This window comes from Pseudomonas sp. GW101-3H06 (assembly GCF_059424605.1).
In genome coordinates this window covers 2,035,915-2,050,114 of the sequence record NZ_JBWKZO010000001.1, presented here as the reverse complement: position 1 = coordinate 2,050,114, position 14,200 = coordinate 2,035,915, and the positions used below count along the sequence as shown (strand labels likewise).

Genomic DNA, 14,200 nt, shown 5'->3' with positions numbered 1-14,200 from the left:
GTGCAGTCACCGATGCCCTATCAGTATTTCAACTTCAGGCTCCAGGCACTGCAGGAGTTCGCCACCGCGGCCGCAGATATCGTTGAAGGGGCTATTTTGTGAAAAATAACATGTGACCTCTTCCGAAACTTTTATTCGTACATTAATCGAGTAATTGAGCTTAGCTAACGACTCGCCCCTTTTTTTTCAGTCGGGGTTATATTGAAACGAAAAGCATCAGATGTAACACCATGCTTTGAGGTGGTTTTAGTTTTTACATCGAGATAAGAGACTCCCTGATGGGTATCGAATATATACAGGATATGCAGAGAAAATGAGTACACGATTTCCAGCAGTATTTCAATTTTTGGCAGGACATTTCCACCAAGATTGGACTGTGGAACATCAAACGCCTGAGCAGGTGATTGATGCCTTTTTGACCGATTCTGGTTCACTTGAAGTGAGGAATGTACGACAAGAACTGGGAATGCTGCTTGAGCAGGGAATGGATGAACCGCTATTAAAGGAGTTCTTGTTGCGAGAATTAAGTTGTTACTACTGCTATTGGAATGAATGGGAGTCCGGCCAGTCTTGGTTACGACACATCTTTGATAGATTGAAGGGGGAAACTTGACCGGCGTTATTGACTGACAAACACAACGAAAAACTTCGAAAAAACCCTAGAAGATTTCCTCCAACTTGTTCCGCTCTAAAGGGCTCCGCAGATCTTAGTGATCTGTAAAACTGATCGCTTCCAACGAGCTTCCCATTTTAGTATTACAAGCCAAAAGCCCAGCGATCTGCCGGGCTTTTTCTCACGGACTTAATCAAATTACCCCCCTGAACTCTCCTCACTTCCCCCCGAACTACCTGATCCTCCAGACCCACTCCCAGAACCACTCCCCATCGAACTTCCACCGGTCCCTGCCCCTCTGCTCTCCCCCGCACTAGTACTACTCCCATTGGCATCCCCACCATTCCCACCACCAATAGTCCCCGGCGGCAGGGCAGTCTCGGGCCCCGAGCCCGCGTTCATTTCCGTGGATGGCGGCATGCCGCCCTTGTCGACTGGTGCATCGTTGCCGGCCAATGCCCCCCATGAACCGAGTGACAACAATCCGGCCACTGTCAGGGCCGTGAATTTTGACTTGATCATGGTGCGCTCCTTTCAAAGTGGCTTACCTGACTTCTGGCAGCAGCCACTTTTCAGGTGTGCCATTCAATCGACGGGCGGCATGGCATCGAGGGGCGCGAATCAACTGGGTTCGCTGGAACCCTCTTTATCGGCAATGTCCGGGTCTTCCGGGGTCCCCTCGACGTCGGTGCGTCTGACGTCTTCATTGGGGACTTGCTCGACACCCGCGTCCTCGTCGGGTGGACGCTGATCGCGGCTCAAAGGGTCGGTCGGTGAAGGCAGCGGATACTCGGGGGTATCGTCAACGTCGGTGTCTTTTGGATCAGCGCTCATGGTGCACCTCGCAAAGAGCCTTGAAGGCAGGCCCTGGAATTTCGAGGCGGCAGCGATGCTGCGCGTTCGATCAGGCAGACAATCGGTCAATCTTGCGACAGAAACGAAAAACCCGGCGCATGGCCGGGTTTCCGTTGTCGGCAATGCCGACTCAGTGGTGTTTATTTTTGTGTTTATGCTTGTGCTTATGTTTGTGGCCGCCACCGGAATGGCTGTCGTTGTCGCTGCCCAGGTTGTTGCCGACAGCGCCACCCGCTGCCCCACCCAGGCCCGCACCGATGGTCGAGCCGGTTGAGCCGCCGATGCTGTTGCCGATCACTGAACCGCTCGCCGACCCCAGACCACCGCCGATCGCCGCTTCAGTACGGCTGCCCTTGGAGGCGCCGACCGCACTACCGGCCGCGCCGCCCACACCGGCACCAATCGCAGCGCCGGTACTGCCGCCCAATTGTCCCCCGACCACATTACCCAGCGCTCCGCCGAGTCCACCGCCCACCGCTGCGGTGCCGTCACCGGCCGCCATCGCCAGCGGTGAGAGCAAGAGCCCGAATACCAGGGCAGGCAACATAAGACGTGGAGCCTGGTAGCCATTAACTTCCTTGCCTTTGCAATTCGCTGTCATAGCGTGCCTCGAGTTTCTCAGGGGTGTAGAGCTTTGAGCGGCTAAACACAAAAACGTTCGCTGAGCGGTATCAATCAACCCGCGATAGCCCGGTCGGCCGACAGTTTGCCAGCCCCTTCGATCAATACCGCGATGCTGCCACCGAGCAGGGCCAGGGCGAACTCATAGCCGTTGTTGGCCATGAACAGACCGTTACTGATGTGTACCGAGAAGATCGCCACCAGCGACAGGAACGTCAGGCCCAGGGCTGCCGGGCGCGCCAGCAGGCCGATGATCAGTGCCAGACCGCCGAAGAACTCGGTCCCGCCCGCCAGCGTCGCCATCAGGTAGCCCGGCGCCAGGCCGATGCTTTCCATGTACTGCGCGGTGCCGGCCAGGCCGTAGCCACCGAACGCTCCAAAGAGCTTCTGCGCGCCGTGGGCAGCGAAGATGATACCGACGAAAATTCGCAGAACGGTCAGGCCGTAGCCGGCGCGGGTAAACAGAACCTTGTTGATCAGTGTGCTCATGCTGTGTCATCCATTGGTGAGTGTGTGTTGGTTGGCCGCCATACTAATCAGTAAATATCATATTTAAAGCGCAAAAAACCGCTACAACACTTCAGTTTATTCGATCATTTACGCAGGACAACCTTTTGCCCCTGGGGCTCCAACGACTCCCGCTCCCGATCGAACGCCAAGTAATACTTGTTCACGCTATTAACATAGCTGACAGGTCCCATTCCCACCTGCTCCATCGCGACGCGCTCAACCTGAAAGAACCACTGATTGGGATTCAAGCCCCGCCGCCGCGCCTCGGCACGCATCCCCTGAACCCGCTCCGGGCCGATGTTGTAGGCCGCCAACACAAAGGCCATGCGCTCTCGCTCGTTGAGCTTGGGACTGGCGAAAAACTTGCGGCGAATCATCGCCAGGTACTTGGCTCCGGCCTGCACATTGGCATCGAGTTCGTGAATATTGCTGACCCCTACCCGCTGGGCCGCGGAGGGCGTGATCTGCATCAGGCCGGTCGGAGCGCCGCCGCTGCGGGCCTTGGGTTGCAGGCCGGACTCCTTGAACGCCAACGCCGCCAGATTCAGCCAGTCCATGCCTTGGGCGTCGGCGTGTTTCTGCAGCACCGGGCGTAGTTTTTCCAGACGCTGGCGGTCAGCCTTGGCCAAGGGATAATGGACTTGATAGAGACGCCGGTAGATCCGCAGAAAGGCCGCGTCCTGATCCGACGGCTTTTTGTAGCCGCCGAGGAATCGGTCAATGCTGGCCCGCAGCATTGATGCATCGCGGCGCACGAACCAGTACTCCTCGCCCGGGTCGCTGATCTGCACCTGCCGGTCCAGGCGCAACTTCGGCAGGATCTTGCCCCAACGCTCGGCGATCGGTTGCTCGACGATGGTCAGGTGAAAGATCCCGCCCTGGACCATCTCCAGCACATCCTCGACTGCCAGGCTCGGGTCGACCCATTCGATATTCACCGGCGGCAGCTTGTTCAGGGCCAGTTTCTGATTGATCTGGCTGACCGCATCGCCGGCGGCACTGCCGGTGGGCAGCGCGAGGGTTTTGCCCGACAGTTGTTCGAGGCGGGTGTAGCGACGTTCACCCTTGATGCCCACCAACACCAGGGGAATGTTGCTGGCAATCGGTTCACTGGTGCTGACGGCGAAACCCGGGCGCAGGTCGAGCAATTCCCCGGGAGCTACCAGGTCGCCCTCCCCGCGCTGCAATGCGCCGAGCAGTTGATCCTTGGCCTTGGGGATGATCTTGAGGGTGATTTCCTGACCGTCACGGGCGTGACCGTTGAGGTACTGTTCGAAGGCGCGCAAACGGTGATATTCGACGCCAATGGCCTGGCCCTGGACTTCGCCGGAACTGTTGCGACTCTGGTTGACCAGCACGCGCAACACGCGACTGCTGCGGATTTCCGTCAGGTCGCGCACCTTGACCGCCGGCACGGCTTGCAGCGGTCCGGGCAGACGCGCAACCGCCGACATCGGCAGCAGCAGCGAACAACACAGCAGGAGCAAAACCGAGGGACGAATCATCCACTCTCCGGAAAGAATTCGGGTCGATCGCATGGGTATGTTCATGCAATCAAAATGTCTGAAACCGGGCGCCTGAGACGCTGGCAAAGTGCGAAAGACTGGCACAGTGATGGCACCTTGACCATCCCGTCCTGTCTCGCGGAATCAAAAGACAGCTATAACTCGTTGTAGTTCTTGGTTTTTCTTATAAATCTACAGCTCTGATATGCTTTCCGGCCTTTGGTCCGAGGTAGCACCATGCAACTCATCGATATCGGCGTCAACCTGACCAACCCCAGCTTTGCCGACAAACACCAGGCTGTACTCGAGCGGGCCTATGCCGCCGGGGTCTGCCAATTGGTGCTCACCGGCACCAACGTCGAGGGCAGCGAGCAGGCATTGCAGTTGTGCCGGCAACTGGATGAAAGCGGGCAACGGCTGTTCGCCACCGCCGGCATTCACCCCCACGCCGCCAGCGACTGGAACGCCGACAGCGCCCGCCACCTGCGCAGTCTGCTCAAGGAGTCGAATGTGGTTGCCGTGGGTGAATGCGGCCTGGACTTCAACCGTGATTTCTCGCCCCGCCCGCAACAGGAAAAAGTCCTCGAAGAGCACCTGGCGCTGGCGGTCGAGTTGCAGTTGCCAGTGTTCCTGCATGAGCGCGATGCCAGTCAGCGACTGCTGGAGATCCTGCGCGACTACCGCGACCAATTGCCGGCGGCGGTCGTGCACTGCTTCACCGGGGAACAAAAGGCGCTGTTCAGTTACCTCGACATGGACCTGCACATCGGCATCACCGGCTGGATCTGCGACGAACGCCGGGGCACGCATCTGCATCCGCTGGTCAAAGAGATCAAGCGCGGACGCCTGATGCTCGAAAGCGATGCACCATACCTGCTGCCACGCAGCCTGCGTCCAAAGCCGAAAAATGGTCGCAACGAACCGGCGTATCTGACGGAAGTGCTGCGGGAGGTGGCGTTGCACCGCGCAGAGACTCAGGAAGACCTGGCGGCGCACACCACCACCTGCGCACGGGCGTTTTACGGGTTGCCGACTCTCCCCCAGTAAACGCTCCCACAATGGGAAGGCGCTGCCTGTTGATCCATATCAAGATTCGGCACCCCGAGCAGCGGCACAATGATGGCACCTTGCCAACACTGTTTCCGCTATCAGAGAAGACCTCCATGGGTGCCTGGCTTAGCCATATCTCGCTGAAATACAAATTCTGGGCGGTGAATGCCGTCGCCTTCGTCACGACCCTGCTGTTGGTGCTGTACGCCGTTCAACTCGAACAGCAGGCACGCAACCATGCCGCTCAGGCGTCGGCCCAGGCCCAGGCGCATTTGCTCAACGCCTGGCCTGCCGGGCAGCCTATGCCCAAAGCCGAGAACCTGTTGACCTTCAGCCGCGGCCAGGCACCGGTACTCGGCGGGCAACCCCTACCTGAGTTAACCAATGCAAAGGGCTGGGTCGAGATCGACGCCCTGCCGATTTTCGGTGACAACCTGCTCATTGGCGCCGAGGTATTCACACGCGCGGACGGCCAGCAGGTCGCGGTGATTGCCCGGGGGCCGAGCCTGAGCCAGGTGTTCGGCGAGCGCTTCACGAACTATGCCGTGGCGGTGTTCATCCTGATGCTGGCGATGCTCGGCGCGTCGCAATTGCTGATCCGCTTCCTGCTCAGCCAACTCAATACCTTGAAAGACGTGATGCTCCATGTCGAAAAAACCGGCGACCTCTCGGCTCGCGTGCCGCTGGCATGCAACGACGAAGTCGGGCAAATGGCCAATGCGTTCAATGCCATGCAGGCCGGTTATCAACGGGTGGTCAATACCGTCGCCAGCACGGCTCGTCAACTGGACGACGGCGCCGCACGGCTGGCGGCAAGCATGAATGAAGTGCGCCACGGTATGTTGGGCCAACAAAGTGAAACCGATCAGGCCGCCACCGCGATCAACGAAATGACCACCACGGTCCACCATATTGCCCAGCATGCCGGCGCCACCCGCGACCTCTCGCAATCGGCCGATACCCTGGCCGGCAGCGGGCAGGCGGTGGTCATGCGTGTACAGCAGTCGATTGCCGGCTTGTCCACCGGGGTGCAGCAGACTGCCGAGATGATTCAGCGTCTGGCCGAAGACAGCCAGAAGATCAACGGTGTGGTCAATGTGATCCACAGCATTGCCGAGCAGACCAATCTGCTGGCGCTGAACGCCGCGATCGAAGCAGCCAGGGCCGGTGAAATGGGCCGTGGCTTTGCGGTGGTCGCCGATGAAGTGCGCAACCTGGCCAAGCGTGTGCAGACGTCCACTGACGAGATCACCGTGATGGTGGCGGCGCTGCAGGCCGGCACCCGGGATGCCGTGGACTTCATGCAGGAGAGCTCGTTCAAGGCCGACGACTGCGTGCAACAGGCGCAAGAGGCTGGCACTGCCCTGGTGCAAATCACCGGGGCGGTGGCGCAGATGCGTGAAAGCAATACCCAGATCGCCGTGGCGGCCGAACAGCAGAGCCAGGTGGCGGAAGAGATGAACCGGGCGGTGGTGAGCATCCGCGATGTGACAGAGAACACCGTGCAGCAGACGGTCGCTTCGGCGATTACCAGTAATGAGTTGGCGTTGTTGGCCGGGGAATTGAGCAAGGCCATAGGGCAGCTCAAGCTGTAAGGGCCTGCTCGCGAAGGGGCCCGCCAGGTCAATATCAATATTGCCCATGGCCCCTATCACTTCGATAGCGATCCTTGATTCGCCGCCCGCATTGGCCGGGCCTATCCTTCAATCATGTAGTTCACATGGATTCGAGGATCAGCATCATGGGTAAACGTCACCCCAATCTTCCCGCCTGGCAATGGCGTGCCTACCCGAACAATCACCAGCACCCGACCAATCTGGTGCTGCACCTGATCGCCGTGCCGCTGTTTATCGTCGCGTTTCTGTTGGTTGTTTCCGGGGTGTTCGGCCTGAATCTGGCGAACGTCGCCATCGGCGTCATAGGCGTGATCGCCGCATTGGGGTTGCAGCGTCACGGTCACAGCCTGGAAGCGCAAGCGTCCGAACCGTTCAGTGATCGCAAGGATGCGGTGTCGCGCCTGATGGTCGAGCAGTTCCTGACCTTTCCGCGGTTTTTCCTCAGCGGTGGCTGGTGGCGCGCCTGGCGTGAGCGCCACCGCCGTCACTGATCAGGCAAAGACGGTCACCGTCTGCCGGCTCATGGCAATCAAGCGGCCTTCGACATCCCACAGATTCGCCGCGGCATGGCCGTAGCCGTCGGTGGCGTGTTCGGTTTCGACGAGGTATTTGCACCAGTCCAGCGTGCTCAGCTCCAGCAAGGGCTGGACGAATTCGATGGTCCAGGTCAGCGTACTGCCCATGGCCGGTTTCTTCAGGTGCGGCATCACGGCCGGTGGCCAGGCGTCCACCAGCGCCAAAATGTGGGCCTCGCTGATCGCCTCTTCCTTCACATCACCACGCAAGCGCACCCAGCCGCCCATCTGGCGCGAGGTGTTGCCGGTGAACGGCAGCCCGCCGACACTCCAGCGCATCGCCAGATGACGCATGAACTCCGGGATCACGCCTTCAATGAACGGCAGTTCCTGGCAGTCGTCCCAATGCTTCATTTCCGGCGCCGGATGCGCGGTCACGGCCACTTGCGAAGCCCGCGAGGCGCCGAAGCTGCCCTGGATCATGGTCACCACCTGCCCCTTCTGCATTGCCCGGCCCAGCACCTGGCTGACGGCCTTGCCCTCGCGCAACACATCGACTTCAAAACTGACCGGCACTTCGGGTTCCACCGGGCCAACGAAGGTGATCGCCAGCGAGCGCACCGGACGATCCGCCGGCACCTTTGCGCGCATGGCTTCGTACTGCAAGGCGGCCACCAGGCCACCGAAACTGGCCCGCCCCTGCGCCCATCCGGCCGGGATGGTCAGCTCCAGCGGTTGACGGCGGACAGCGTCGAGCAGATCGGAAAAGCGCATGGAAACCTCAGGGGCGAAAAAAGGATGACGGGATCTTAACCAGCCGGCGAAGGCTGTACAGCGCGTATTCCGGCCAAATTCACCGGCAGATGAGCCGCACCGCTACTCATGCCATACACAAAGATCCTGTGGGAGCGGGCTTGCTCGCGAAAGCGGTCTGTCAGTCACATCTAGTTTGGATGTGCCGCCGTATTCGCGAGCAGGCTCGCTCCCACAAGGGGAATGTGGTGGTATCAAGGTTTGAAACAGGCCTTGTCGAGTTTGTCGAGGACGCGGTCGGAGCGTTCTTCAGCCTCGGCCATTGTGGTTTTCCAGGTCGCGACGCAGGGATGCAAATCCGCTTCTTTCTCTGCCATGGCCAACCATTGCAGACAATCATGCCAGTCCCCCAAAGCGCCCTGCGCCGCCTTGAGCCTGGGCAACGCCGCTTTCGGCAAACGATCCAGCTCGGGATAGGCCTCGATGCCATAACGCACGCGTTTGATCAAAAGGCGTAAACGATGACGGTCGTGGGCCGGATCGTGCAGGGCTTCGTCGAGTTTTTTCCACTGTTTGGCCAGGCGTTTTTCGATGCGTTTGCCCAGGCCCTTGAGCATCCCCTGACGCTGGGCCGCCCGCAAGAAACGCGGAAAGGCGTCGAGGATCATCAGCAACTGCGCGAGCTCCGTGCTCGTCGCCACTGCCGGATACGCCTGGGCCATCTGCGCCATGCGCCGTTGCGCGGCTTCGGTTTGCTCATGCTCGAGCAGGTAGGCCGCCAGCACCTCGCGATCGCGCAATGGCGTGGTCAGGTCGCCGACCCCGGAGGCCGCCGTCTCCAGCTGTTCGACACCCGGCAAGCCGCGCAATGGCCGCAGCAGGCTGCGCAACCGGCGCACCGTGGTACGAAGGTCGTGCAAGGCTTCCGGATCGGTGCGGGCACTCAAGCGGGCCTGACACGCCAGCAGACGAACTTCCAGACCCAGGACATGGGCCACCAAGCGGTCAATCATGGGGTTTACTCCGTAAACAGCTGCAAGCGGCAAGCTTCAAGCGGCAAGTTCAATAGCAGCGCAGTGAAACTTGCCGCTTGTAGCTTAGAGCTTGTAGCTGCTTTTAGCGCCCCGCGCGGGATTCGCGAATATAGAAGCGCGCCTTCTCGGCTTTCTTGGTGCAACCTTCAAAGCCTTCGAATTGCTGTTGGGTCTTGGCCGCGGTCAACAGCGACAGGGCTTTGGAGTAGCTGACGGTCCCGGCGAACCCCTCGGCCTTGGCCAGGTCCAGTTCACGCCACGCCGCGTCCAGACTGCTGCCGCAGCTGTCGCGATAAGCGGTTTTACCGGCGCAACCGGCAAGTGCCAGGGCAATCAATGGCACACAGATCCAGGCTTTCATCACTCACACCTCAAAGATAAGAAACAGTCATGCAGGTAGGACGGTCCGGCACGGGAAAAGTGCCGTCCATCGCCTGCGCAAGCTATAGCGCTGGCGAGAATAATCAAGTGCCGCCATAACAATAAAACGACGCACTCGCTTCACTGAGCGACCTTGACGATTGAAGCGCGACCCTCGATGGGCGCATTGTTGAACCATTCAAACGAGGGCGATTCATGAAAAAGCGTGTCGCACTGGTGTTGGGCTCGGGAGGAGCCCGGGGTTATGCCCATATTGGCGTCATCCAGGAGATTGAACGGCGTGGCTACGACATTGCCTGCATCGCCGGTTGTTCCATGGGAGCGGTGGTCGGCGGGATCTACGCCGCCGGCAAGCTGGATGAGTATCGCGACTGGATCGAAAGCCTGGATTACCTCGATGTACTGCGCCTGGTGGATGTGAGTTTTCGCCTGGGCGCGATCCGCGGGGAAAAGGTGTTCGGGCAGATCCGAAAGATTGTCGGCGAGATCAATATTGAAGACCTGCGCATTCCCTACACGGCCGTGGCCACCGACCTGACCAACCAGCAGGAGATCTGGTTCCAGGAAGGCTGCCTGCACCAGGCCATGCGCGCCTCGGCTGCGATTCCCAGCCTGTTTACGCCGGTGATGCAGGGCAATCGCATGCTGGTGGATGGCGGCATTCTCAATCCGTTACCGATCGTGCCGGTGGTCTCGAGCCATTGCGACTTGATCATCGCGGTCAATCTCAACTCCACCAACCAGCGTCACTATCAACTGCCGGTAATCCAGCGTCCCGCCGCGTTCAAGACTCGCTTCGACAGCCTGATCAATTCGCTCGGTTCGAAGCTGCCCTTCCGGCGCAAACCCGCCGAGCAGCTGTTGCTGCTGGAAAAAGAAGCGTTGATGGCGCAAGCGGCCGACATCAACCCCTGGGTCGAATCCGCCGAACCCGAAGCCCAGCAACCGGCCGCCGCGCCTGAACACGACGGTGCGCCGAAATCCGCCACCGGCTCGTTCATCATCGACAACGTGGGACCTGCATCCTTGCTGGATCTGATCAACCAGAGCTTCGAGGTGATGCAGACTTCGTTGGCGCAGTACAAGATCGCCGGTTATCCGCCGGACATCCTGATCAACGTGCCGAAGCGGGTGTGCCGGTTTTTCGAGTTTTACAAGGCGCCGGAGCTGATCGCGCTAGGACGGGAGATTGCACGAGACACCCTTGATCGCTATGAGAATGATCGGGATTCCTGAGGTTCTCGAGTGAATGATTCAGCACAAACTTAAAGGCCACCCTCACTCAACAACCGATACCCCACCCCGGCCTCCGTCACGATAAACCGTGGTCGCGTCGGATCATCCGCCAGTTTCTGTCGCAAATGCCCGACCACGATCCGCAGGTAATGGCTGTCTTCGGTGTGGGTCGGTCCCCAAATGTCCTTGAGCAGTTGCTGCTGGGTGATGACCCGTCCCGGATGGCGCGCCAGTTGCGCCAGCACGGCGTATTCCTTGCGGGTCAGCGCGACTTCGCTACCGTCGAGCAACACTCGGCGATACGCCAGGTCCACCGTCAGCGGGCCGAAGCTCAGCGCGGCTTGCTGGGCTTCACCCACCGGTGCCTGTCGCAGCAGCGCGCGGATCCGCGCCAGGAATTCCTGGATACCGAAGGGCTTGGTCACGTAATCGTTGGCGCCCCCGTCCAGCGCTTCAACCTTCTGCCCTTCGCCGGCACGCACCGAGAGCACCAGCACCGGCGCCACCGACCACTCGCGAAACTCACGCAACACCTGTTGGCCGTCCATGTCCGGCAAACCGAGGTCGAGTACCAGCAGGTCCGGTTTGTTCAGCGCGGCCTGGGCCAGCCCTTCATTACCGGTGCCCGCCTCCAGCACTTTGTAGCCTTGGGACACGAGGCTGATGCGCAGGAATTTACGGATCTGCGGTTCGTCGTCGATGACCAGGATGGTCGCGGTCTGGCTCATGGATTCACATCAATCTGAAGAGGTGGAAAAGAGTAGCGCAAGCACCATCAGGCTTCACCTTCGGCACTTAACTTTCAAACGCCGGCTGAGCCTGCAGGGGCAGGTGCAAGGTGATGCAGGTGCCGCGTCCTTCGATACCGTCGGCGACGCTGATCCGCCCGCCGTGGGCACCGACCATGCCCTGACAGATTGCCAGCCCCAGACCGGTGCCCTGCCCGCCGCGATCGCCGCGTGCGGCGGTGTAGAACATGTCGAAAATCTTCTCCCGCTCCGCTTCCGGGATCCCGGGGCCTTCGTCACTCACCGAGAAAAACAGCTCGCTGTCGTCAGCCCCGGCGCTCAATTGCAAACGACCGTGGGCCGGCGAGAAGCGCGCGGCGTTTTCCAGCACATTGATCAATGCCTGTTCGATCAGTGCGGCGTGGACGTACAGCAACGGTAACTCCGCCGGCACCTCGACACTGACCTGCAACGGCGCCAGCACCGTGCGCAGGCGATTGAGCGCGCTGCCAACAATGTCCGCCGGTGATACCCAATCCCGCGACAGTTTCAGCGCGCCGTGACCGAGGCGGGTCATGTCCAGCAGATTCTGGATGTAGCGATCGAGGCGTTCGGCTTCATCACGGGTGCCTTCGAGCAGCTCGCGGCGATCCTCCAGCGGGATCGCCTCGCCAAGGGCCAGCAGGCTGTCGATGCTGCCGCGCATGGAGGTCAGCGGTGTACGCAAATCGTGGGATACCGAGGCCAGCAAGGCACTGCGCAGTTGTTCGGTTTCACCGTGCAGCCGCGCCGCTTCCAGGTCATCGGCCAGTTGCGCGCGGGCCAGCGCCTGTGCCAGTGGCTGGCTCAGTGCAGTCAACAAACGCCGACGCTGGCCGCTCAAGATCTGCCCCTCTTTCGCACAGACGCCGAGCAGCGCCAGCGGTCCCTCCTCCACCGACAACGGCCACCACCACCAACGGCCGAACGGCAAGGTGCCGGTGCCCGCGCCCGCCGGTTGATCGTGCTGCCAGGCCCAATCAGCGGCAGCACGCTCGGCTTCGGTGAATTCCAGCGGGCCACCGGTTTCGACTTTCCAGCCACTCTGGCCATCACGATTAAGCAGGCACAGTTGCAGATCGCTCCAGCCCTCTAGGTGATGAGCGGCGGCATTGATCACAGCCTGACGGTCAGTGGCGGCGGTGAGTTTGCGCGACAGGTCGAGCAGTTCGGTCGTTTCCTCCTGGGTGTCGCGCAAGGCCTGCAACTGGCGCCGTTGTCGTGCCGCGAGGTTGCCGGTGAGGGCCGCCATCAGCAGGAAGAACAGCAAGGTCAGCACGTCTTCTTCGCGCTGGATGTGGAAGGAAAAGTTCGGCGGAATGAACAGGAAGTCGTAAGTCAGAAACGACAACACGGCACAGGCCAGCGCCGGGCCGAGGCTGCTGCGCACCGCCACCAGCAAAACGGCGGCGAGGAACACCAGGGAAATATTCGGCAGCGGCAAGACACTCGCCACCGCCCAGGCCAGGGCGCTGGCGAGCACGGTCGCGATCAGCGCCAGTGCGTAGTCGAACCACACCAGCGAGTGAACCGGACGTAGTCGTGGCTGATCCTGTTCGTGATCGCTGTCGATGACGTTGATTTCCAGCCCGCGTGCATGACGCAACAATCGCGCCGCCAAACCACCACCGAACAGTCGACGGCGCAATCGCTGGCGGGACTGTCCGACCAGCACCAGGCTGGCGCGACGCTCGGCGGCGTGCTGGATCAGGGTCTTGGCCACTTCGCCGGCCCGCAGCAACACCACTTCGCCGCCCAGGCGTTCGGCCAGTTGTTGGGCACTTTGCAGGCGCAGGCGCGATTGCTCGTCACGCACACAGCCAGTGTCCACGTGCACCAGGCTCCACGGCAGATGCCGGCGCTGGGCGACGCGGCTGGCGTGGCGCACCAGACGCTCGGCCTGGGCGTCGCCATCGACGCCGACCAGCAAGCGCCCGCGCACGGCGGGCGCCGCCTGACCGAGCTGACGATACCCCTGGGCCAGATCGTTATCGACCTGAGCCGCAGCGGTTTGCATCGCCAATTCACGCAACGCGGTGAGGTTGGTCTGGGAGAAGTACGCATCGATGGCCGCCCGCGCCTGCTCCGGCACATACACCTTGCCGTCGCGCAGACGCTCAAGCAGCTCGCGTGGGGGCAAGTCGATCAACAGCAATTCGTAGGCTTCTTGAAGCACCCAGTCCGGCAGCGTTTCGCGGATCTGCACGCCGGTGATGCCACGCACCTGATCGTTGAGGCTCTCCAGGTGCTGGACATTGACCGTGGTGTACACATCGATGCCGGCGGCGAGCAGTTCCTGGATGTCTTGCCAGCGTTTGGCGTGACGACTGCCGGGGGCATTGGTGTGGGCCAGTTCATCCACCAGCACCAGTTTCGGTTTGGCGGCAAGCAAGCCGTCGAGGTCCATTTCTTCGAGCATCACGCCACGGTATTCCGAGCGCACCAGCGGTTGCTGCGGCAAGCCGCCGAGCAGCGCTTCGGTCTCGGCGCGGCCATGGGTCTCGACCACACCGGCGATGAGCTTCACGCCTTGACGCAGTTGAGTGTGGGCCGCTTGCAGCATGGCGTAGGTCTTACCAACCCCGGGCGCGGCGCCCAGAAAAACCTTGAGCCGGCCACGGCCGTCGCGGGGCAGGTTGGCTAACAGCGCGTCGGCGCGGCCGGAGTCGCTCATGTTTGGGATTCTCTTATTTCAGATGTTCATGTAGTGGCTGTTCTGGCGTCTTCGCGAGCAGGCTCGCTCC

14 protein-coding genes are annotated in these 14,200 nt (G+C 60.8%); 5 read left to right on the top strand and 9 right to left on the bottom strand.

Going from position 1 to position 14,200, the window contains the following annotated elements:
* Positions 1–313 precede the first annotated feature (313 nt).
* Positions 314–613, top strand: coding sequence for a contact-dependent growth inhibition system immunity protein (locus AC07ZE_RS09350; protein WP_207263616.1), 300 nt, complete (start codon positions 314–316; stop codon positions 611–613).
* 621 nt (positions 614–1,234) lie between these two features.
* Here AC07ZE_RS09350 and AC07ZE_RS09345 read toward each other — a convergent pair.
* The 4 genes from AC07ZE_RS09345 to AC07ZE_RS09330 form a co-directional block, all read right to left on the bottom strand.
* A complete protein-coding gene (locus AC07ZE_RS09345) occupies positions 1,235–1,447 on the bottom strand; it encodes a hypothetical protein (protein WP_207263614.1) in 213 nt (70 codons plus the stop codon).
* Between the two features lie 151 nt (positions 1,448–1,598).
* On the bottom strand, positions 1,599–2,015 hold the full coding sequence (locus AC07ZE_RS09340; RefSeq protein WP_095196538.1) for a glycine zipper domain-containing protein: 417 nt from the start codon (positions 2,013–2,015) through the stop codon (positions 1,599–1,601).
* Positions 2,016–2,143: 128 nt separating this feature from the next.
* Entirely contained in the window at positions 2,144–2,578 is a 435-nt protein-coding gene (locus tag AC07ZE_RS09335) for a DoxX family protein (RefSeq protein WP_095196537.1), read from the bottom strand.
* Positions 2,579–2,682: 104 nt separating this feature from the next.
* Positions 2,683–4,104 (bottom strand): MltF family protein, encoded by a 1,422-nt coding sequence (locus AC07ZE_RS09330; protein ID WP_207263610.1) that lies wholly within the window; start codon positions 4,102–4,104, stop codon positions 2,683–2,685.
* A 237-nt stretch (positions 4,105–4,341) separates the two neighbouring features.
* On the opposite strand from AC07ZE_RS09330, the gene AC07ZE_RS09325 reads away from it, so the two are divergent.
* The 3 genes from AC07ZE_RS09325 to AC07ZE_RS09315 all read left to right on the top strand — a co-directional run bounded on the left by AC07ZE_RS09325 (position 4,342) and on the right by AC07ZE_RS09315 (position 7,261).
* Positions 4,342–5,151 (top strand): TatD family hydrolase, encoded by an 810-nt coding sequence (locus tag AC07ZE_RS09325; protein WP_207263602.1) that lies wholly within the window; start codon positions 4,342–4,344, stop codon positions 5,149–5,151.
* A 116-nt stretch (positions 5,152–5,267) separates the two neighbouring features.
* Positions 5,268–6,749 (top strand): methyl-accepting chemotaxis protein, encoded by a 1,482-nt coding sequence (locus AC07ZE_RS09320; protein ID WP_207263600.1) that lies wholly within the window; start codon positions 5,268–5,270, stop codon positions 6,747–6,749.
* Positions 6,750–6,895: 146 nt separating this feature from the next.
* Entirely contained in the window at positions 6,896–7,261 is a 366-nt protein-coding gene (locus AC07ZE_RS09315) for an Mpo1-like protein (protein ID WP_207263598.1), read from the top strand.
* Here AC07ZE_RS09315 and AC07ZE_RS09310 read toward each other — a convergent pair whose 3' ends face one another.
* The 3 genes from AC07ZE_RS09310 to AC07ZE_RS09300 all read right to left on the bottom strand — a co-directional run bounded on the left by AC07ZE_RS09310 (position 7,262) and on the right by AC07ZE_RS09300 (position 9,433).
* Positions 7,262–8,059: an acyl-CoA thioesterase gene (locus tag AC07ZE_RS09310; protein ID WP_207263595.1), complete on the bottom strand. Its 798-nt coding sequence runs from the start codon at positions 8,057–8,059 to the stop codon at positions 7,262–7,264.
* A 233-nt stretch (positions 8,060–8,292) separates the two neighbouring features.
* On the bottom strand, positions 8,293–9,051 hold the full coding sequence (locus tag AC07ZE_RS09305) for a CHAD domain-containing protein (protein WP_207263593.1): 759 nt from the start codon (positions 9,049–9,051) through the stop codon (positions 8,293–8,295).
* A gap of 103 nt (positions 9,052–9,154) precedes the next feature.
* Positions 9,155–9,433 (bottom strand): hypothetical protein, encoded by a 279-nt coding sequence (locus tag AC07ZE_RS09300; protein WP_095196530.1) that lies wholly within the window; start codon positions 9,431–9,433, stop codon positions 9,155–9,157.
* A gap of 215 nt (positions 9,434–9,648) precedes the next feature.
* Here AC07ZE_RS09300 and AC07ZE_RS09295 point away from each other — a divergent pair, with 215 nt between their 5' ends.
* Positions 9,649–10,689 carry a patatin-like phospholipase family protein gene (locus tag AC07ZE_RS09295; RefSeq protein ID WP_207263591.1) on the top strand — a complete coding sequence of 347 codons (1,041 nt, stop codon included), beginning with the start codon at positions 9,649–9,651 and terminating at the stop codon, positions 10,687–10,689.
* Positions 10,690–10,718: 29 nt separating this feature from the next.
* On the opposite strand, the gene AC07ZE_RS09290 is transcribed toward AC07ZE_RS09295, so the two are convergent.
* A complete protein-coding gene (locus AC07ZE_RS09290) occupies positions 10,719–11,417 on the bottom strand; it encodes a response regulator (RefSeq protein ID WP_095196527.1) in 699 nt (232 codons plus the stop codon).
* A 67-nt stretch (positions 11,418–11,484) separates the two neighbouring features.
* Complete coding sequence (locus AC07ZE_RS09285) at positions 11,485–14,130, bottom strand: DUF4118 domain-containing protein (RefSeq protein WP_207263589.1); 2,646 nt, start codon at positions 14,128–14,130, stop codon at positions 11,485–11,487.
* Between the last annotated feature and the right edge of the window lie 70 nt (positions 14,131–14,200).